The sequence below is a fragment of the Pseudanabaena sp. CCNP1317 genome (genome assembly GCF_034931345.1).
Taxonomy (GTDB): domain Bacteria; phylum Cyanobacteriota; class Cyanobacteriia; order Pseudanabaenales; family Pseudanabaenaceae; genus Pseudanabaena; species Pseudanabaena galeata.
In genome coordinates this window covers 1-18,770 of record NZ_JAYGIF010000155.1, presented here as the reverse complement: position 1 = coordinate 18,770, position 18,770 = coordinate 1, and the positions used below count along the sequence as shown (strand labels likewise).

Below are 18,770 nucleotides of genomic sequence, written 5' to 3'. Positions count from 1 at the left end.
CCCTTTTTAAGGGGAGCTGGGGGGGATCTAAAACCTCAAACGTAGACAGAGAGACTTGTGTGTACACGGTAAACTTTGCAAGCGGAGGGTTAGAGAGGGGGTTATTTACCTCTTAGCTAATCAACTGCTTGGCGCGATCGCAAATCGCCTCAGCATTCATGCCATTAAAATCAAACAATTGACCCGCCGAAGCCGTTGTTTCGCCGCGCTTCCAAGAGAAAATATCGCGCTTGCTATTGCTGCGGAGCATCACTGGCTCAAGGAGTGCCGATGCACCACCCACAACACCAACTAAAGCATCACCACCAAAGAAAGCCTCAAAATCAGCATCACTTAGGAACTTACCATCTGGCTCAGAGCAAGTATCCCAAGCTACATCAGTTGACCGATAAAGGCGACGAGGGCTAACAACTGAGACAATTTTGGAGCCGATCCCTTGTTCCGCCAGCTTTTGGGCAGCTTCGTAAACAGGAAGCAACATCATGTCACCGATGACAGCGAAGACGACCTTCTTCTCACCTGCAATTTCTTGCAAAGCGATCGCGCCATCCTCTAGAGCCTGTCTGGTTTGCTCAAAGGTAGTACGGATTGGCAAAGGAGATTTGCTAGCCGTAATCACCACGCCCTTATTTACTGCCTTCAAAGCCCAGTCATAACAAACCTGAATGCTATTAGCATCAAGAGGGAATAGTGGGAACACGTTGCCATTTCGCATCATCGCGGCAAAATAACCTTCGATTTCAGGGCGTTGGTGTGTCCAGCCATTACGTCCTTGCTCTAAGGCTCCTGCGGTGAATAGACATACCGTTGCAGGTGTGGGACGACGCAACTCAGCCATTGCTTGAGTGACGGTTTGCCAAATGGGAAGTCCATTAATTGCAAAGGATTCATAGGAACACCAGAGAGTCCGGCTACCCATCAACGCTAAGCCGACAGCCAAACCTGCACAGGCATCTTCGCTCAGAGGTTCGTAAACCTGTCCACCAGGTTCTTGATTATAGAGAGCGTCAGTGGTGGGGTGATTGATTTTCAGGGCTTGGTTAATATTGGCAATTCCTGAAGCTTCGTTCCCATCGGCATTGGTGACGATATAGCGCTTATCGGTTTGTCCGACATAACCAACTAAGCGTCCCATGGCGGTTGTGGAGATCTTGGCTTCGCCAGCAGCATATTCTTCGAGAGGCAAAGTTCCCAAATCCGTTAATGCTAGGACTGATTCCGTAACCGCAGTTTTAGAAGAAGAACCACCGCCAGCCCATTCTAAATTGGTGCGAACGGTTTGCCATGCTTCAGGATTGAGCGCACGGGATTTTAGACCCGCAACCACATCGGCATTATCAAGGGTGTGGTGAGCATAGAGATTATGGGATTTTGCGCCGCGTGCATGAACTCCTGCGCCTTTAAGTTGCTTGATGATAAATACAGTCAGCTTCCCACCAAAGGCAAGTTTCGCCGCTTTATCTACACCAACGAGAACTGCTTCCGTAAAGGCAAGACGTTGCTTTAAAGAGAAGGCAGTACTATCAATATAATCTCCTTCCTGATGCTGATCATCAAAATCCTTAGCATCAACCAAAATCACTTCATCAAAGCCATTCCCTTTCCAAAAAGCAATCATTTCGGCATTGGTCTTTGTCGAAACCATGCTGTGATGTTCTTGGCTAAACCCATTCCAAACTAGTATCGGAATGAAATTGGTAACTTCAGGATAGGCGGTATGAAAATGGGCGATCGAACTAATTGGATAGGGTTCACCCATGCCACCATCACCCATCGTTACTGGGAAAAGTTTGTCACGATGTAACAGCGCTGCCGCCATCGCAAAGTGTTGCCCCTGTCCAAGGGGACCCGCAGGCGCTAGAATTCCGGGGATATATCCCGACAAATGACCAAGTAAGCCATGCTTTTCCCGATATCTTTCGCGCATTTGACTTACAGTGCTGATGCCCATATCCTCTAGGGAGCGATCAAGAAACATGGCGCTGTAATATCCGGGGGCATGATGTCCCACTTCTGTGGGCATATTCTTATGACCAAGCATATAGAAGGCAGCTACTGCTTCAGCACTACTAGCAAACCCACCAGGGTGACCTGATGCTTTGCTGGCTGTGACTTGTAAGGTGAGATAGCGTAATGCATCAGCCGCTAGTAAGGTTTGAAACACCGCAGCGCGATCGCTTGGATCGGTAACACCAGATTTGTCAGGGCTAAGAACGGGTATACGTCCTAGCTCGTCGAACCCCTCCAACGGTTCGCCAAAGTACTGAATGCCTTCACAAAAGGCGGGAGTGGCTGCGTTTGTGGTTTCAGGGGTTGCGACCATAGATTTTTTTTGACCTTGGGTTTGTCCAAACTAGAGGTTTAACTATGTAATGAATAGAGATTAAGAAATATTTAAATTTTCTCTAATAGCCATTTTAGTATAGACCTGTTGACAAATCCAAACAAGTTGGAGATGGGATTGTGTCCATCGAAATCCATGCTAAGAGCGTGTTTGCGAAGTATCCTATTTGGTATAAATTTCTATTTTCACATCTCTTAATCTCTCCTTACAAAGCTATCTTGCACATATTCAGATACTAAACAAACTCAGTTCGAGTTAATTTCAAACTAGCTCCTAGAGAGGTTTCACAGAGCGAAACCTCTCTAGGAGCCAAAACAGTAAAAGCCTCGCTTTGCGAGGCTTTTACTGTTTTGGCTTTTAAAATTTTATAGCTTTTATCGAACTGATGTTAATTAACGTGAGTTCGATAAAAGCAAAAAATGGTAAAAATCGCTAAGCGATTCTTACCATTTTTTGCCATTTGCGGCGTGCGAAGCACGACACAAATGGCTATATCGAACTCACGTTCTCTTAGGAATGTTGCAAAATCTCAATTAAGCTAAAGTAGAGATAGACGGCTCTGTGTTGTGTTCTAATGCGTTCTAAAATTTTAAGGAGCATAAACCAATGAAAGTAATCATGACAGCGATCGCCACAATAGGAGCGATGACGACATTTGTGGGATCGGCGTTTGCTGATGTCTCAATTAGCATTAGATTTGGATCGAGTCCATCACTCAATCACTATCGAACTTACAATTCCTACCGTTCCAATGTCCGTCAGCCTATTTATCATCATCCCTACAAACAAAATTATTTCAATCGAGACTCTAGAGCCAATACTAGATCTAGGGTAATTGTGCGTGAGGTAGTCCCCAACTATGGCAGGGCTTGGAACTATTCGACTATACCTAGAAACTATCCCACTAGCACTCAATCGGTCTACAACCCATATAACGTTGATCTTGATGGCAGTCGCTACATCATCGAAAAACGTTATATCCGCGTTCGCTAAAAGTTCTACTTCCAAATAAAAAAGGCGACGCTTCGCGTCGCCTTTTTTTATACAGGTTGTTTGAGATTTTCCTCGCCTTGGGTAATCGTGATTGATTCAATGCGATCATCCATTTGAATTTTTTCAACTAGATCCATTCCCTCTTTTACATAGCCAAATACAGCATAGGAGCCATCCAGAAAGTAGATATCGTCGAGGGCAAGGTAAAACTGACAGGATGCAGAGTTAGGAAATTGAGATCGAGCCATGGCGATCGCCCCTTTGTTATGACGTAATTTAGGCTTTTGAGTGGGAGCTAAAATTTCGCCATAAACTGGTTTCTTGGCACCATCGGGCAGAATTTCTAGAGGAATATAACGAGGCTGTGATGTCGCGGGATCGATAAAATTACCAGTACCATTACCAAGGGGATCGCCACCCTGAGCCACAAAAGGAGTTGGTTCCTTGACGACACGATGGAAGGTTAATCCGTTATACAGTCCACGTTTGACTAAATCTGCAAAATTCCCTGCGGTAACGGGGGCATTTTCACCATCAAGCTCAATCGTCACGGAGCCAGATTTTAGTTTTAATTCCACTGTAGCCTTACCTTTTAGTTGCACAAATTTAGCAAGGGCAGCCTCTAAGGAGTTTTCAGGACTAGCACTAGGCTTAGGCGATGCTGTTGGCGTAGAAGCGATCGCCGTAGGTTTGCTGCTAGCAGTAGCCGACGCTGTCGGGGAAGAACTTGCAGAAACACTACCGCCATTACTGCAACTAGTGAGTAAAACACTCACCGCTAAAAAACAACTAAGAATCCAACGCAACATGTTTAACTCTTGATAATTTGTACAAATTATATAGCGCTCCTAAATGAGTTGTAAGATTTTGGGTTTTGTAAGAGTTCGCCCCGAAGGGGCGAACTCTTACAAACTATTTAGGATTGCTATATACAGCGCATTACTCTCAAATCCAAACCAAGAAATTTTTTGAAAGTATTGCTTAGCAGCACTGTCAAAAAATTTCTTGTATCCGTCTGGTCAGTAATTGCTGTAGATGAAATGCGGTGCTAAGAACTGTATTTCTAGTTATAGCCCTTCCAATGGTACTGACAAAAATTTGGCAATGTCGGCAGCCCGATCTTCGAGTTCGGTTAAACCAATTGGTTGACCCACCTGCGACAAAGGCAAATCGCCTTTACCCTTAACTCGCAAATATAAGGCTCTCTTGGGATTTAGCCCATTGCGAATTTCAACACGAACTGCTTGCACATCAGCAATCTTATAAATCAATTCAATATTTTTGCTTTTATTGCGCCCACGTCGAAAAACGGTTACCTTACCAATATTGCGATCGAACTCGTTGTAGCCGCTACCGTAATCGATCACCATCACATATAGCAGGTAAAGCTCTAGCAATGTACCAGCTACGCCATAAAAGGAGAGAGCCAAGCCTTGAGGTACAAATTCTAGTTGGAGGGGATCAGCAAATGGTAGCAAATTAATTTTTAAGAAGCTGGAAATCCCTGCTAATAAAAAGCCCGACGCACCTATGGCAACAATAACCGCAAAGCAATAGTTACTAAAGCGCCGTGACCCGACAATGTCATATCGCAGAACATTGGATTGAGATTTTGTAGTGACCATCGGTTGAAATAATATGGAAAAATTATTGTGTAAAGGAACAGTATATAGCGGCTTGCAGTCTAGTGAAATATAGGATTGTTTCTCTGCCTCTGTGCCTCACCTACATGAAAAACGCTATATAGCGGATTACGGCATTTCGTTATGTGTAATACCAATTCACAAATGTATAACGACACTGTTGTGAATTAAAGCCCAAAACTACAGCATTTCTCATTATAAAAATAATTTTAACGTGAGTTCGACGAAAGTGGAAATGATAAGCATCGCTTGGCGATGCTTATCATTTCCACCATTTGCGGCGTTCCACGCCGCAAATGGCTATATCGAACTCACGTGATTTTAATGAAAGTCAGCCAACAGCATACTTTCATTAAAGCCAATTTTTATAATGAGAATTACTGAAAAAAATGGCTATGTCATTGAGCTTTTTGGGATGAAATACAGGCTGATTATGGTTACGATTAGTTATGCCCCAAAAGATTTGCTAAGAAATGACGCGTAGCGTATCTTAATTAGACAGGTGACTCAAGACTAATTTTCATCCGTTACTTATCATCAACTATCCCTCAAAAATTAATCGTGAAAAAATCACTCAACTATTTCCTAAAGCAAAGCTTCCTCGGCGCGATCGCTGTTAGTTGTGTTGTGGTCATGTCAGCTTGTCAGCAACCACCAACAGAACCCACAGCCGTAAGCCCTACAGCTACTGCATCACCATCACCAAGTCCTACAGACACAGCATCACCAAGTCCTACAGACAAACCCGCCGAAACCACTCCCGAAAAAAGTCCTACGAGCAGTAGTCCCGCTAGTCTTGAAAAAGTTGCAGGTGATTATACAGTTGTTTTAGATCCTAAAGTTTTAGCCGATGCCGAAAAAGAAGGTGTTAAGTCAGTTACAGGTAAATGGACAATTAAACCTGAAGGTACTTTTGAGGCAACTCTGAAGGCTGTATCTACTAAGGATGAAGTACAAGAAATCAAGACTACTGGCAAAATTACCATCGAAGATGGCAAGGTTGTCTCTCAAGTAGAATCAGTTAATGGAGAAAAACCACCTCAAGCTCCTCCTAAGCAGCCATACACTTTGTCAGCAGATGGAAAAGAATTGCAAGCCGATGGTCAGCCAGTAAAATTGGTCAGACAATAAAACCCGTAAAATAAAGACCCAATTTTTGATAGCGCGGCTTCGCTGCGCTATCAAAAATTGGGTCTTTATTTTATGGCAAAGTCCTTATGTATAAAAGCTTGTACTCCTCGCACGATCGCATTTACAACTTTGAAGAATTAAACTTTCCCACTGAAGGCGTAGAGTTTAAGCTAAATAACTTAGGTGATGCTCGCTTAGGCGATCGCCTTGCTAGACGACCATACATAGCTTTCAATATGGTGTCTAGTGTTGATGGCAAAGCAACAACCTATGAGGGGAAGCTGACGGGTTTGGGATCGCGCCCCGATCGCCTGTTAATGAAACGTCTGCGATCGCAATTTGATGCGGTACTGGCTGGCGGCACAACCCTGCGGCAAGATGCCTTTATCCCCACCGTACCTCCCGAATTGTTAGCAGAGCGCCAAAAAAACTTTTCGCAGCCTCAGCCCCTTGGTATTGTGATTACCAACTCAGGCAAACTACCAAGTGAGCATCGTTTTTGGGATGCTGGCAAAGATTTGCGAGTAGCCTTGATTGGCGAAGAAACTACGGTCGAGTCATGGCTAGATCAGAAAGCCCAAATTTTCCGATTCCCAACCAAGGAGCAGCAAATTGATTTAAGGCAAGTATTAGCAATGCTATTTGAAAAGCTGGGGATCAAACGTCTGTTAGTCGAAGGGGGGCCAGCGTTAAATTATTCACTGATCTCTCAAGGCTTGGCTGATGAATTGTTTTTGACTGTATCTCCCCATATAGTCGGCGGTATTGATAATATGACCGTTATTGGTGGCTCTGGCTATGGCTTGGGCGGCAATAATTTACCTAGTCTTCAATTGCGATCGCTATACCATCACGAATCAGAGTTATTTTTACGCTATCAATTTCAAAGGTAGCCGCGCCACCTCTAGCTTGAAAGTCAGCCTTTGGCTGACTTTCAAGCTAATGCAATCCCTTTAACTGGCGGACAAGATGAATAATTTCTGGCAAAATTAGCTGCTCGATCGCCAATTTCACCGCATTACTCGATCCTGGAAGCGAAAAAACCAACTTACCTTGATAAATGCCAGCCTCCGATCTCGAAGCGATCGCCCTTGAGCCAACCTCTTGCCAACTCAAATAACGAAACATCTCCCCAAACCCCGGCAGTGTTTTTTCGAGTAACGCAGCGATCGCATCGTAAGTAGTATCCCGTGGCGCAATTCCTGTCCCGCCATTGAGAATAATCGCGTCAAGATCAGCGATCGCCGCTAACTTATACATTTGGGTGCGGATTTCGTCAGGCTCATCCTTGACTAGGGTGTAGTAATCGAGCAAATGCCCTGCATTAGTCATCGACTGCTTGATAAAGTGACCACTTTTATCGGTTTCTGGGGTACGGGTATCACTGACAGTAATCACCGCAAAATGTACTTGGTAAGACGGTGGATCGGGACAAGGATTTTGAGATTTAGTCATAAATTTTGTTTGAGGATCGCAAATTAAATATATAGATCAGGATCTGCTTTAGTCGATAATTTGACCACTTCATAAAGAACCAATTTTTGATGGCACGGCTTCGCCGTGCCATCAAAAATTGGTTCTTTATCTTACGGTGAAGCCCTAAATATTTTTAGATTTAGGCTTTTCTTGTTGACTACAACGAAATCTTTGGGACTCAGAGGTGATGGCATGTTTAGTTTTGCGACCACTTACCCTTTCTCGCCACATCAGGAACGATGGACGTTTCATGGATTTACGCATGATTTTAATTACTTCTGCCTCGGAAATGCCAAATTGCTCGTGAATAGTATCAAAAGTAGTGCGGTCTTCCCACGCCATCTCGACAATGCGATCAATATCAACCGCAGTGAGTGTTTTTAAAATTAGTCTATCCATACCAATGATCAATCTGTTTAAGTACTGTGCAAAATAAATTACCTAAACCAGTAAAGTTGCGCCCCGCAGGGGCGCAACTTTACTGGTTTAGGTTTGTAATTAACTATGTCCATCTACCTATGAGATCATTGCCGCGCAAAGCGCAGCAATGATTTTAGTTTTGTTTCCAATGACGTGCTAATTGCTTAGCTTTCAGTCCCGATTCAATTACTTCGAGTAGTCTGGTCATACCTGTAGTATTCACAATTTCATAGGTTTTATTAGCTCGACGACAAGCCTCGATCGCTCTTTCAGTGAGTGAGTGGCTCGCATAACCTGTCACGATAATAATTAAATCACCACCAGAGATTTGGCTCTCTCCTTGCGCTGCAAGTTGCAAGCCATCCTGCTCGGTGTACCACATTAAATTAATTGCCGAATCACGCAACCGATTTTTTACAGCCGTTTGCAAGCGATCGTGTCCGCCAAATACTAAAACCTTGCCACTGAGGTCAGTGTACAAAGCAGGTCGCTTTTCTGACTTGCGATGTCTTGTCGTAGGCTGAACATCAGGGGCGCGATCAACACGGGAGCGATTTTCAAGAGCTTTGTTGTAAATAAAGGTGAGTGTTTGTTCATGGCTACCACGCAAACGTGCAACGGGACCTTCTTCACTGTGGGAATTTATTTGGTTAATCAGCGCTTCGACAACTTCTTCGAGTGCGCCGATCGCTTTTAAGTCATTGGCATATCCACGCACCGCGATCGAAGCATCGGTAGCACTAAAGAAATCGCGTTGTTCTTCAATCATCTCTAATAGGTCAGCTTTTAATTCCAGTCGCCATTGAGCCGTTTGTTCCGTTATTCGTTCATCTAGTAGTCTTTCTTCGCTCAAAATCAACTGGCGATCGGCAAGCTGAGCCGCAAGGTTAGGAGCCTCAGCTATTTCCTGTCGAATATCAGCCGCTTTTTTTTCTAGCCTTTGCCTAGTCTCGCTGTTGGGGTTTCCACCTTCACGATCATATTCTTGTAGCATCTGCTCAACTTTAGCCAGTAAAGGTTTCAATCTTGCTTCAATTTGGGCTACTGCTTCTTGGATTTGGCGATCGCGTTGCTGTTGTAAACGATTTTGTTCTAACTCCACCTTTGCCATGGTCAGCAAATCGCTAACCGAGGCTTCCAGTTCATCTAATTCAGAAATATGCATATTTACTTAATATCTGCCTATATTTGCTTAATTTTAATAAGTCGAGAATAAGTCGTGAGAAATGACGTGAATAAGTAATTATAAGAAGTTATCGTCACTAATCTCCAATGTAACCTCTTGCTTGCCTAAGTGTGTATAGTTTTATGCTCCAACCTGATATCAATCCTGCCCCATATATTGATTACGCCCTATTAGATCCCGCCGCTAGTGATGAACAGGTAGATCGAGCTTGTGAAGAAGCCGATCGCTTTGGTTTTGCTAGCGTCTGCGTTTATCCTTGCAACGTCAAGCGCGTGACAGAAAGACTGCTCAAAACCAAGGTAGAAATTTGCACTGTGATTGGCTTTCCCAGTGGCGCAACCACATCAAACGTTAAGCTTTATGAAGCAATGGAATCTGTGGAAAATGGCGCAACGGAATTAGATGTTGTCATTAACTTTGGCTGGCTCAAAACAGGACAGACTAATTTATTACATCAAGATATTGCTCAAATCTGTGAGGAGTCGGGCAAACCTGTCAAAGCAATTTTAGAGCTTAGCTTACTCACTCCCGATGAGCAGGAACTCGCCGCCGAGGTATGTATGGATGCAGGAGTTGCCTTTTTAAAAACAGGCACAGGCTGGGCGGGATCTGCCACGCTGGAAATGGTGAAATTTCTCAAGGAAATTTCACGCGGAAAAGTTGGTATTAAGGCTTCAGGGGGAATTCGTACCAGAGAGCAGGCGATCGCCTTAATTGATGCAGGTGCAAATCGGATCGGTACGTCTCACGGCGTAGCGATCGCTCGCGAAAAAAATTAATTTATAAAAAGCCAAGCTGAGCCTGACTTTTTATTCTATAGAAACGCAAGAGATAGATAGGACATAAAACCAAAAAGAAGAGTGGCGGCGCGAAGCGCCGCCACTCTTCTTTTTGGTTTTATGTCCTAAGCAAAAATTACATTGCTATAAGCAATTATGTCAATCCGAAAAAATTTAGGTGCAAATTTTATCTTGTTAATATGGGAGGCATAAAATAAAAAATATAAACATCAAAATCTAAGCTGTGATACCAACTCTTGATGTCAAATATGCTTATTCGATGTGTCTGGGAATAATAATTGCCCTGACAGGTGTTTCCCTATGGCAACGTTTTACGACACATCCTCCTCGCGATATTCCCGAAAATACCGAAGCAGCCAAGGTGAATGTACCTCCCTTACCTGCAACTTTTACTCGTCCTAGTCTTAATGATGGTGAGAATATTGGCAGCCTGCGCGTCGGCAATCGCACCGATCGCTCCGTGCGGATTGTCCTATTTTCGCGAGTTACCTCCCAAAATGTGTGGAAAGCGATCGAGCCTCTGAATTGGGACTTTGCGCCCAATGAAGGTGGCAAAGAGGGTTTATTACTATCTTTGCCAAATTATAAAATTGCGATCGGTAAAGGTGATGTGATTTTTGCCTTCGCCACCGATGGTTCCCGTACTTACTGGGGACCAAATATTGTTGGCGAAACCGATGCCCCATTTTGGGATAGTCAAAACAAAGAATGGAGTATGGTATTGCAACCTTAATAGCTATAGCAAAAAAAGAGTTGGCTAGTACAAACCAAAACCCAAGAATCGAGTGGCGGCGCGAAGCGCCGCCACTCGATTCTTGGGTTTTATGTCCTAAACAAAACTTGCTTTGCTATATCAGTAGGGGCAATTCATGAATTGCCCCTACTGATAGCTAAAAAAGAACCTCTCGCATTGCGAGAGGTTCTTTTTTTAGCTATCAGTAGGCTCTTTGCGCTTAATTAATGGTTTCGGCACGGGTGGACGCTCTTCCGAAGAAAATCTGGGACGTGGTGGATAAAAAGAACCATCACCACCATCACCCGTATAGGACGGCTTAAATGGGCGATCGCTATAGGGGCGATCGTTGTACCTTCTTGGCGCAAACTTACCACCATTGCTAGGACGACCCTTAAATTGTGAGCCACGCTTACCCTTAGAAGGAATAATCCCAATAAACTCACCATCAATAATCGTCAAAACATCCCCTTGACGTTGCACATTCACGCTCCAGAATTGTCCAACTGCATCAGTTGGCAACAATCCTGTAAGACGAACCTTGAACTTGCTATATTCCTTGGTGACTTTATCCTTTTGTTTATCAAACTTTTGTTCAGTACGGCGCACCTTAACAATTACTGAATTATCTTCAGTAGACTGACTAGAGATCTCGCCGCGTACAGAAAAATAACCATCCTCAACGTTAGGATCAATGGGGATATCAGTTTTGCCAAGCTCAACAGGAGCCCACACGCCAGATATCTGTACATGTAATTTACCTGCCTTATCATTGGTGCGCGGATACACCACCCACAAATATTCGCGATCGCTTTCTAGACGCTTTTTAACAATCGAAATAATCTTACCAAGTAGCACTGCATCAACTTGAGAACCATCGGTCGTTAAGATATACCCCTTAGCAAAGTTATCTTCATTAGCAATGTATTTCCCACAGATTACACCGATCGCTCGGTACTGAAATGGTTCTGTTGCGGCTGGAATTGGCTGTAAACAGACTTTATTTTCCTTGGATTCTTCAGGTTTATCTACAGATGTTTGACTGTCACCATTACGGATTAAGTTAGGGTTTTTAACCTTTAAAGCAGCAGGAATAATCTTGGGAACAGGTTTAACCGCATCCTCATTCTGTTGTGGTAACTTTTGCTCTTCAGCCTGATTAGCCTCCAGAGACTTGGGGGCGATAACTTTGAGAACTTCTAATTTAGGCAAGTCTTTAATCGGAGGTTTAGGTGTAACAGATTTTGGTAGTTTACTATTTGAGTCATCGGATTGGCTGGACTTATTGATTTTACTCATCTGAACCTCCAGAAAAATAAGTTGTCTAATGCGGACTAGACCTTACTAAGCAATTGCTAGAAAAACATGTTAATCAACATCGAAATACTCTCAAATACAGTCTGTATAAAAACAATCTATACAAAAGAGAATTTTAGTTGAAATATATCTTGGTTTTGACCAAGGTATACCCACGTTTAAAACCTACCTCAACTAAATTCCGCAAAAAAATGAAATGTTTAGGTAGTCTAACTTATCCCCTTGCTAATTGGCCTTGTGGCTTTAGTTTGGTTAGGGATACTATCTAATTTAGATTTAGTTCAAGATGTAGATACTACACATCTTAACTAAACTAAGCATACACCGTTATCAGTCAGACCTGTGAATAGTTCCCTGAATGATTCACAGAATTTCATGGTCATCATACTTGAAATCGGACTGTAACAATCGTCAAAGAAAAAATTTATATCTAGTTAAAATTTGTGATAGCGCGACTTCGCCTCACCGCCATAAATTAACGTGAGTTCGATATAGCCATTTGCGGCGTGCTTCGCACAACGCAAATGGCGAAAAATGGGAAAAATCGCTTAGCGATTTTTCCCATTTTTCGCTTTCGTCGAACTGGCGTTAAATTACAGCGAAGCCCCTAGATACTTACCACTTTTGTTCCTGATGGTATTAAGGATTTACAAAGGATTTGCGATCCCCGCTAAATCAGCGCTTACGATACCTTTGTCCTTAAGTTCAGTAAAAACTGACTTTACTTTGGGAATGCATCATATTGTTCATGGACGTTCATGAATAGAGAGGATTTTATGGCATCTGACAAGCAAAATTTTGGATTGATTGGTTTGGCTGTGATGGGTGAAAACCTTGCTCTAAACATTGAGCGCAATGGGTTTTCGATGAGTGTTTATAACCGTAGCCGTGACAAAACTGATAAGTTTTTAGCAACCCGTGCTGCTGGTAAAAATTTCAAAGGCACATTTACGATCGCTGAATTTGTTGCATCCCTAGAGCGTCCCCGCAAAATGTTGATCATGGTTAAGGCGGGAGCGCCCGTTGATGCAGTTATCAAAGAGCTAATTCCCTTTTTGGATGAAGGTGACATTATCATTGATGGCGGTAACTCTCTCTATGACGACACCGATCGCCGCACTGTGGAGCTAGAGGCCATTAATCTCAAATTCATTGGTATGGGCGTGAGTGGCGGTGAGGAAGGCGCTCTTAATGGTCCCAGCATGATGCCTGGTGGTCAAAAGTCAGCCTATGCTGAGATTGAGCCAATCGTGACCAAGATTGCGGCTCAAGTCGATGATGGCGCTTGTGTGACTTACATCGGTAAGGGTAGTGCGGGGCATTACGTGAAAATGGTGCATAACGGCATTGAGTATGGCGATATGCAGTTGATCGCAGAAGCCTATGATTTGCTTAGCACTGGATTAGGCTTGACGGCAAGTGAATTGCATGAAACCTTTACCGCTTGGAAAAGCTCAGAGCTTGATTCTTATCTAATCGATATCACGACGGATATTTTTACGAAGATTGACGATCTCACAGGAGATGCGTTGGTCAATAAAATTCTTGATGCGGCTGGGCAGAAGGGGACAGGTAAATGGACGGTACAGAGTGCCTTTGATCTGGGTGTACCGATCCCCACGATGATCGCGGCGGTGACTGCAAGGGTGATGTCTTCCTACAAAGAAGAGCGGGTTGCTGCCTCGAAGGTGCTAATCAGTTCGACTTCTGGTAAGTATGAAGGCGATCGCCAAGAATTTATTGATGCGGTACGTGACGCTCTTTACTGCTCCAAGATTTGTTCCTATGCTCAGGGCATGGCACTACTTGGTGCGGCTTCCCGTGACTTTGGCTATGACTTGAATCTGGGTGAAATTGCCCGTATTTGGAAAGGTGGTTGCATTATCCGTGCGGCTTTCCTTGACAAGATCAAACTTGCATTTCAGCGCAATGCTCAACTACCTAACCTGCTAGTTGATCCCGATTTCAAGCAAACGATTTTGACTAAAGAAGCGGCATGGCGCAAGGTGGTTATGGCGGCGGCGCAGTTGGGTATTCCGATCCCTGCGTTTAGTGCATCTCTTGATTATTTCGATAGTTATAGACGCGATCGCCTACCTCAAAACTTGACACAGGCTCAGCGCGATTACTTCGGCGCTCACACCTATGAGCGCACCGACAAGCCCAGAGGCGAATTTTTCCACACCGAGTGGATGAAGTAATATCAAAAAATTAAGAGATGCAACATAAAACACTGCATCTCTTAATTTTTTGATAATAATAGAATTTGGAATAATTTGTGTCGAATGAATGTACTGACTAAAGAAAAGTGAATTGATCCCAAAATAATCACTCCATCTATCTATGATTGATATAGTCTTATTCAAGAACCAGTACAAAAGATTTAAAGAAAATGTTTTTAAAAATAGTGGCGTAGAATTCAAGTCATTTAGTTCCAACCCTTATACCGAATTAGAGGAAGGGTATAAATATGATATTTACCGCGATGCTAGGAAATTATTAAGATTTGAGACTTGGAAAGAGTCAGATATTGGAAATGGAGATATCGCTCGCTCTGTAATTAACGCAATTGAATTGCCCAGTAATAATTTGGTGCAATGGCAGTCTAAATATGGCGATGAAAAAAGACCTCACCATATTTTACATTATGCTATTTCAAATGCATTGAAAATTAAAGACTATGATTCAGTATTTTATTCTTTGTACCGTGAATCTGATGATGCAAAATCGTTTAGCAGTCTAATCAAATTATTTGGTCGAAAGTATTCGTTAATAGCTTACCTTTTATTTATCAAAGATCGATCTCGTTATACGCCAATAGCTCCCCAATATTTCGATCAAGCATTTTTACTGTTAGGGGTAGAATTCTCAACCAACAAAAAATGTTCTTGGGATAATTACTCAACATTCAACAATATTTTATTGGATTTAAAAGGATTGCTTACAAATGAGTTACAAGGAGAAGTGTCGTTACTTGATGCTCATTCTTTTGCTTGGATAATAGCTCGAAAAATAGAAGAATATACACCATCAAAAGATGAATTGAAATATTTAAAATTGTCTGAAAAAGAAAGACAGGTAATTGTTAAAGCAAGAAATGGTCAAGGATTTTTCAGGGATGTTCTACTTAAGTATTGGCAAAATGCTTGCGCAGTAACTGGATGTAAAGAAAAGAATTTACTTAGAGCCTCTCATATAAAGCCTTGGTCAGAATGCGATTTAGAAGAAGCTATTGATTCTTTTAATGGATTACTACTTTCTCCTACTCTTGATGCTGCTTTTGACAAAGGATTTATAACTTTTGATACAGTAGGAAATATATTGATTTCACCATCATTAAGTAATTCAGATGCCAAAATACTAGGTCTTTCCTCCTCATTACGTTTAAAGCATATAGATTTTAGACATAAACCTTATCTTGTTTATCATAATGAGTTTATCTTTAGGGAGAATTAACTCATTTAAAATAATGTTTGTTGCAATCTGACTAGTAAATCTCTATATATTGCAATTTACTAAGGCGGATTGAAATATGATCGCCTTGCAGACAAGTAAAATAGTTAACACTCTTAAAATCTAAAGTTGTAAATTATGACCCAAGCATTACACTCAGCCATTGAGTCGATCAATGCTCTGAGCTTAGAAGAAAAACATCAACTCTGGCTAATTCTGGATGAGGCGATCGCAAAAAATATAGGGCGCTAAGTGCAGACAAAAGTACAAAAGCGGAGGTAAGCCATGATTACGGATGAATTTGACATTGACGAAGCAGAGATGCTTAGGGATGTGCAGATCGAGGATGAGTCAGGTTGTGACATCAGGGCAGGAATTAACCACGGTGCAAATCTGGGTAATTACCTATCGAGAAAATGAATATCATTAGCTATGATGAGTTGAAAGAAATTTTGATCGATAGCAAAGTGGGTAACATTCTGTCATCCGAAGAGATTGATGAAGTTACAGCCAAAATCCAAGAAAAAATCTTAGCTCCACGACTAAAGCTAAAAACTTATCCCATCCCTAAATCAGCCTAGACAATACCAAGAAATCGATTGCAGAGATTAATACAATGACTGAAAAATGGACAGATGAACGATTAGACCGATTTACCAACAAAGTTGATAGCTTAAGCAACGATATTCAGCAACTAATACAGGCACTTTACCTCGAATTGCCAACAGTTAAAGCTGAGATAAACAGTGTCAGAGAGGAGGCAAGAGAGCAACGTGAAACTCTCCATACCGAACTTGTTGAGATAAAGGAGATTATTAAACAGCAAGCCATTACATCACAATCTCAAAGCGAATCTCTTCACACTGAATTGCTAGAAATTAAAGAAATTACCAGACAGCAAGCCATTGTTGCTCAGACTCAAGCTGAAAGCATTAGACTGATGATTGAAATGCTAAATCGAAAACAAGCTTAGCAATATAAAAAAATGCCTCAAACTGCTGTCACACAGGTTGTCAAAACCTTAAACCATGTCCATCAAAAGCTCGGTCTACAGAGAGCTACTGATAGCCAGTTTTTTACAGAGTGGTTTGAGGGATTACCACAACTAACAGCTTTAGAACAAGAAACTTTAGATTTAATTCGACAACGCTTTCGATACCATCGTGAAGAAGGACAAGTTACTGAAGGTGCAGTTAATGCGATCGTCGTATCGCGATTAATGGAATTAGCTGGTTTCTACGATCCACCATTTCGCTTGCGATCGGAATTACCTATCGAGATTACAACCACAGTTGAGAATGAAACCTTAAGGGGACGCATCGATTTTTTGGTCGTACAGGAACGGTTTTGGCGCGTAATTATTGAATCCAAAGAAACTGAATTTGATATTGAAGTTGGCATTCCCCAAACACTTGCCTATGCGATCGCCTCTTCAGCAGAAGCATCACCATTATTTGGCATGGTTACAAATGGGAATAGTTTCATATTTATTAAGATTGACCCTCAGAATAAAACATACGATTTTTCGGAAACCTATTCGATGCTGTCGCGAACCAATCATCTTTATGATGTACAGCAAATATTAAAAGCGATCGCCATTATCTTTTTAGCTACAACTCATGATTAATGCACCAACTGACCAAATATTAGCGATCGGCTTAATTAGTGGCACATCGGTGGATGGCATTGATGCGGCTTTGGTAGAAATCACCGATCGCCATGAACAACTTGAAACTAACTTGATCGCAGGATGTACCTATCCCTATGCCGATGATCTGCGTACTGAGATATTAGCTGTCTGTGCAGGTGCGCCCCGATCGCTACAGCAAATATGTGAACTCGATGATCGCATAGCTGAAAGCTTTTCCCAAGCAGCGATCTCAATTATGGCAAAAGGCGATCGCTTACCAGATTTGATTGCCTCTCACGGGCAAACAGTATTTCATCGCCCACCAGTCACTCCACAGGCCGGCAAAACTGGACTCGGCTATTCGGTACAATTGGGACGAGGTGCGGTAATTGCGGAATTAACAGGAATTAAAACTATCAGTGATTTCCGAGTTGCCGATATTGAAGTAGGTGGACATGCGGCTCCCCTAGTGCCAATGCTAGATATTTTGTTGCTATCTCATCCTACAAAATATCGCGTCTGTCAGAATATTGGTGGCATTAGTAATTTGACCTACTTACCGCCAAAAGCCCTAGAACATCCAGAAAAAGTTTTTGGTTTTGATAATGGTGCTGGCAATGTCCTGATCGATATGGCAGCACAAAAATTATTTGGTGTTTCGTTTGATGCGGATGGTGCGATCGCCCGACAAGGGCAGCCAAATTTAGATTTAATCAATCAATGGTTAGAGCAAGAATTTTTTCGCCTTCCTCCCCCAAAATCTACAGGACGTGAGTTATTTAGTCCTGAATATTTAGAACAATGCTTGAGTGAGTGTCAGGGTTTAAGTAATTACGATATTCTCGCCACGCTGACAGAATTTACAGCTAGAGCGATCGCCCAAAGTTATCGTGACTTTCTGCCCGTATTTCCCGACGAGGTTTTAATCGGTGGTGGTGGTGGTCATAATGGCTATTTGATGGAGCGATTACAGAATTTAGTTAAACCTGCGATCGTAATGCGTACTAATGACTGTGGCATCGATAGCGATAGTAAAGAGGCGATCGCCTTTGCGTTGCTGGGATATTTACGCTTAAAAGAACGTTATGGCAATTTGCCTAGTGTCACTGGAGCCAAGCGATCGGTTTTATTAGGTAAAATTTATCAATAGCAATATTTTCAACACTACTTTTACAGGTATCGAGCAATGTCAAATAAAGATGCCATCATTAACGAGTTGCAATATATTCCCGAATCTAAACTATCTGCTCTATATGATCTGATTCACTATTTTCGATTGGGAATTAATAGCGAGATAGAGCAAGAATCTGATGAAGATCTCGCAATAGATCAACATCAATGCTTAAAAACCATACAAAAAATTAAACAGGAAGGTTTATCGGGCTTTACCGAGATTAGTGATGTAAAAGCTTATATTCAAGATTTAAAACATGAAATTAGTTAAAGATGATGACTATAAACGTAAAGAACGCAAATTCTTTAAAAAACGTCCTCACTTAATTGACAAGTATGGAGAACTGAGATCTTGCACCATTCCTAAAAGAGTTAAGTGGGAATGGGTTTGAGAATAATTTCAAAGCCATGACGAGCAGCAATATCGGCACTAATTTGAAGATACCTGAGAAGTTTCAACCAAAGGACAGA

20 protein-coding genes are annotated in these 18,770 nt (G+C 42.2%); 13 read left to right on the top strand and 7 right to left on the bottom strand.

Annotated elements, in window-relative coordinates:
- Positions 1–112: 112 nt before the first annotated feature.
- The gene (locus VB775_RS24195; RefSeq protein ID WP_281005905.1) at positions 113–2,323 is read right to left on the bottom strand and encodes a phosphoketolase; all 2,211 of its coding nucleotides are present in this window, start codon (positions 2,321–2,323) and stop codon (positions 113–115) included.
- Positions 2,324–2,950: 627 nt separating this feature from the next.
- Here VB775_RS24195 and VB775_RS24190 point away from each other — a divergent pair.
- Positions 2,951–3,337, top strand: a complete 387-nt coding sequence (locus tag VB775_RS24190; RefSeq protein ID WP_281005906.1) for a hypothetical protein — start codon at positions 2,951–2,953, stop codon at positions 3,335–3,337.
- A 47-nt stretch (positions 3,338–3,384) separates the two neighbouring features.
- On the opposite strand, the gene VB775_RS24185 is transcribed toward VB775_RS24190, so the two are convergent.
- Both VB775_RS24185 and VB775_RS24180 read right to left on the bottom strand, forming a co-directional pair.
- Complete coding sequence (locus VB775_RS24185; RefSeq protein ID WP_281005907.1) at positions 3,385–4,146, bottom strand: peptidylprolyl isomerase; 762 nt, start codon at positions 4,144–4,146, stop codon at positions 3,385–3,387.
- Between the two features lie 258 nt (positions 4,147–4,404).
- Positions 4,405–4,962 (bottom strand): photosystem I assembly protein Ycf4, encoded by a 558-nt coding sequence (locus VB775_RS24180; protein ID WP_281005908.1) that lies wholly within the window; start codon positions 4,960–4,962, stop codon positions 4,405–4,407.
- Positions 4,963–5,541: 579 nt separating this feature from the next.
- On the opposite strand from VB775_RS24180, the gene VB775_RS24175 reads away from it, so the two are divergent.
- Entirely contained in the window at positions 5,542–6,111 is a 570-nt protein-coding gene (locus tag VB775_RS24175; RefSeq protein ID WP_281005910.1) for a hypothetical protein, read from the top strand.
- Positions 6,112–6,197: 86 nt separating this feature from the next.
- Positions 6,198–7,004: a RibD family protein gene (locus VB775_RS24170; RefSeq protein WP_281005911.1), complete on the top strand. Its 807-nt coding sequence runs from the start codon at positions 6,198–6,200 to the stop codon at positions 7,002–7,004.
- A gap of 46 nt (positions 7,005–7,050) precedes the next feature.
- Here VB775_RS24170 and VB775_RS24165 read toward each other — a convergent pair whose 3' ends face one another.
- The 3 genes from VB775_RS24165 to VB775_RS24155 all read right to left on the bottom strand — a co-directional run bounded on the left by VB775_RS24165 (position 7,051) and on the right by VB775_RS24155 (position 9,172).
- Positions 7,051–7,566, bottom strand: coding sequence for a MogA/MoaB family molybdenum cofactor biosynthesis protein (locus VB775_RS24165; protein ID WP_281005912.1), 516 nt, complete (start codon positions 7,564–7,566; stop codon positions 7,051–7,053).
- A 144-nt stretch (positions 7,567–7,710) separates the two neighbouring features.
- On the bottom strand, positions 7,711–7,986 hold the full coding sequence (locus VB775_RS24160) for a TIGR03643 family protein (protein WP_281005913.1): 276 nt from the start codon (positions 7,984–7,986) through the stop codon (positions 7,711–7,713).
- Positions 7,987–8,140: 154 nt separating this feature from the next.
- Positions 8,141–9,172 (bottom strand): DUF2325 domain-containing protein, encoded by a 1,032-nt coding sequence (locus tag VB775_RS24155; RefSeq protein ID WP_281005914.1) that lies wholly within the window; start codon positions 9,170–9,172, stop codon positions 8,141–8,143.
- 143 nt (positions 9,173–9,315) lie between these two features.
- Here VB775_RS24155 and deoC point away from each other — a divergent pair, with 143 nt between their 5' ends.
- Positions 9,316–9,972: a deoxyribose-phosphate aldolase gene (deoC, locus tag VB775_RS24150; protein WP_281005915.1), complete on the top strand. Its 657-nt coding sequence runs from the start codon at positions 9,316–9,318 to the stop codon at positions 9,970–9,972.
- Positions 9,973–10,216: 244 nt separating this feature from the next.
- Complete coding sequence (locus tag VB775_RS24145; protein WP_281005916.1) at positions 10,217–10,726, top strand: hypothetical protein; 510 nt, start codon at positions 10,217–10,219, stop codon at positions 10,724–10,726.
- 195 nt (positions 10,727–10,921) lie between these two features.
- Here the strand turns inward: VB775_RS24145 and VB775_RS24140 are convergent, their stop codons facing one another.
- Positions 10,922–12,025, bottom strand: a complete 1,104-nt coding sequence (locus tag VB775_RS24140; protein ID WP_281005917.1) for a hypothetical protein — start codon at positions 12,023–12,025, stop codon at positions 10,922–10,924.
- A gap of 794 nt (positions 12,026–12,819) precedes the next feature.
- On the opposite strand from VB775_RS24140, the gene gnd reads away from it, so the two are divergent.
- From gnd to VB775_RS24100, 8 genes are all read left to right on the top strand, one after another.
- On the top strand, positions 12,820–14,244 hold the full coding sequence (gnd, locus tag VB775_RS24135; protein WP_190578130.1) for a decarboxylating NADP(+)-dependent phosphogluconate dehydrogenase: 1,425 nt from the start codon (positions 12,820–12,822) through the stop codon (positions 14,242–14,244).
- Between the two features lie 142 nt (positions 14,245–14,386).
- Positions 14,387–15,499: an HNH endonuclease gene (locus tag VB775_RS24130; RefSeq protein WP_281005918.1), complete on the top strand. Its 1,113-nt coding sequence runs from the start codon at positions 14,387–14,389 to the stop codon at positions 15,497–15,499.
- A gap of 282 nt (positions 15,500–15,781) precedes the next feature.
- Positions 15,782–15,916, top strand: coding sequence for a hypothetical protein (locus tag VB775_RS24125; protein ID WP_281005919.1), 135 nt, complete (start codon positions 15,782–15,784; stop codon positions 15,914–15,916).
- Positions 15,913–16,077: a hypothetical protein gene (locus VB775_RS24120; protein ID WP_281005920.1), complete on the top strand. Its 165-nt coding sequence runs from the start codon at positions 15,913–15,915 to the stop codon at positions 16,075–16,077. The genes VB775_RS24125 and VB775_RS24120 overlap by 4 nt, the downstream gene beginning before the upstream one ends.
- 35 nt (positions 16,078–16,112) lie before the next feature.
- Positions 16,113–16,469 carry a hypothetical protein gene (locus VB775_RS24115; protein WP_281005921.1) on the top strand — a complete coding sequence of 119 codons (357 nt, stop codon included), beginning with the start codon at positions 16,113–16,115 and terminating at the stop codon, positions 16,467–16,469.
- A gap of 12 nt (positions 16,470–16,481) precedes the next feature.
- The gene (locus VB775_RS24110; RefSeq protein WP_281005922.1) at positions 16,482–17,123 is read left to right on the top strand and encodes a type I restriction enzyme HsdR N-terminal domain-containing protein; all 642 of its coding nucleotides are present in this window, start codon (positions 16,482–16,484) and stop codon (positions 17,121–17,123) included.
- Between the two features lie 16 nt (positions 17,124–17,139).
- Positions 17,140–18,276, top strand: a complete 1,137-nt coding sequence (locus tag VB775_RS24105) for an anhydro-N-acetylmuramic acid kinase (RefSeq protein ID WP_407072993.1) — start codon at positions 17,140–17,142, stop codon at positions 18,274–18,276.
- Between the two features lie 36 nt (positions 18,277–18,312).
- On the top strand, positions 18,313–18,570 hold the full coding sequence (locus VB775_RS24100; protein WP_281005924.1) for a hypothetical protein: 258 nt from the start codon (positions 18,313–18,315) through the stop codon (positions 18,568–18,570).
- The last annotated feature ends 200 nt before the right edge of the window (positions 18,571–18,770 follow it).

Bases quoted from the DNA above. Each gene is read 5' to 3' on its own strand.
- VB775_RS24170 (WP_281005911.1), top strand. From the start codon at position 6,198: ATGTATAAAAGCTTGTACTCCTCGCACGATCGCATTTACAACTTTGAA.
- VB775_RS24195 (WP_281005905.1), bottom strand. From the start codon at position 2,323: ATGGTCGCAACCCCTGAAACCACAAACGCAGCCACTCCCGCCTTTTGT.
- VB775_RS24180 (WP_281005908.1), bottom strand. From the start codon at position 4,962: ATGGTCACTACAAAATCTCAATCCAATGTTCTGCGATATGACATTGTC.
- VB775_RS24155 (WP_281005914.1), bottom strand. From the start codon at position 9,172: ATGCATATTTCTGAATTAGATGAACTGGAAGCCTCGGTTAGCGATTTG.
- VB775_RS24140 (WP_281005917.1), bottom strand. From the start codon at position 12,025: ATGAGTAAAATCAATAAGTCCAGCCAATCCGATGACTCAAATAGTAAA.
- deoC (WP_281005915.1), top strand. From the start codon at position 9,316: ATGCTCCAACCTGATATCAATCCTGCCCCATATATTGATTACGCCCTA.
- VB775_RS24130 (WP_281005918.1), top strand. From the start codon at position 14,387: ATGATTGATATAGTCTTATTCAAGAACCAGTACAAAAGATTTAAAGAA.
- VB775_RS24110 (WP_281005922.1), top strand. From the start codon at position 16,482: ATGCCTCAAACTGCTGTCACACAGGTTGTCAAAACCTTAAACCATGTC.
- VB775_RS24165 (WP_281005912.1), bottom strand. From the start codon at position 7,566: ATGACTAAATCTCAAAATCCTTGTCCCGATCCACCGTCTTACCAAGTA.
- VB775_RS24190 (WP_281005906.1), top strand. From the start codon at position 2,951: ATGAAAGTAATCATGACAGCGATCGCCACAATAGGAGCGATGACGACA.
- VB775_RS24160 (WP_281005913.1), bottom strand. From the start codon at position 7,986: ATGGATAGACTAATTTTAAAAACACTCACTGCGGTTGATATTGATCGC.
- VB775_RS24100 (WP_281005924.1), top strand. From the start codon at position 18,313: ATGTCAAATAAAGATGCCATCATTAACGAGTTGCAATATATTCCCGAA.
- gnd (WP_190578130.1), top strand. From the start codon at position 12,820: ATGGCATCTGACAAGCAAAATTTTGGATTGATTGGTTTGGCTGTGATG.
- VB775_RS24125 (WP_281005919.1), top strand. From the start codon at position 15,782: ATGATTACGGATGAATTTGACATTGACGAAGCAGAGATGCTTAGGGAT.
- VB775_RS24115 (WP_281005921.1), top strand. From the start codon at position 16,113: ATGACTGAAAAATGGACAGATGAACGATTAGACCGATTTACCAACAAA.
- VB775_RS24185 (WP_281005907.1), bottom strand. From the start codon at position 4,146: ATGTTGCGTTGGATTCTTAGTTGTTTTTTAGCGGTGAGTGTTTTACTC.
- VB775_RS24120 (WP_281005920.1), top strand. From the start codon at position 15,913: ATGAATATCATTAGCTATGATGAGTTGAAAGAAATTTTGATCGATAGC.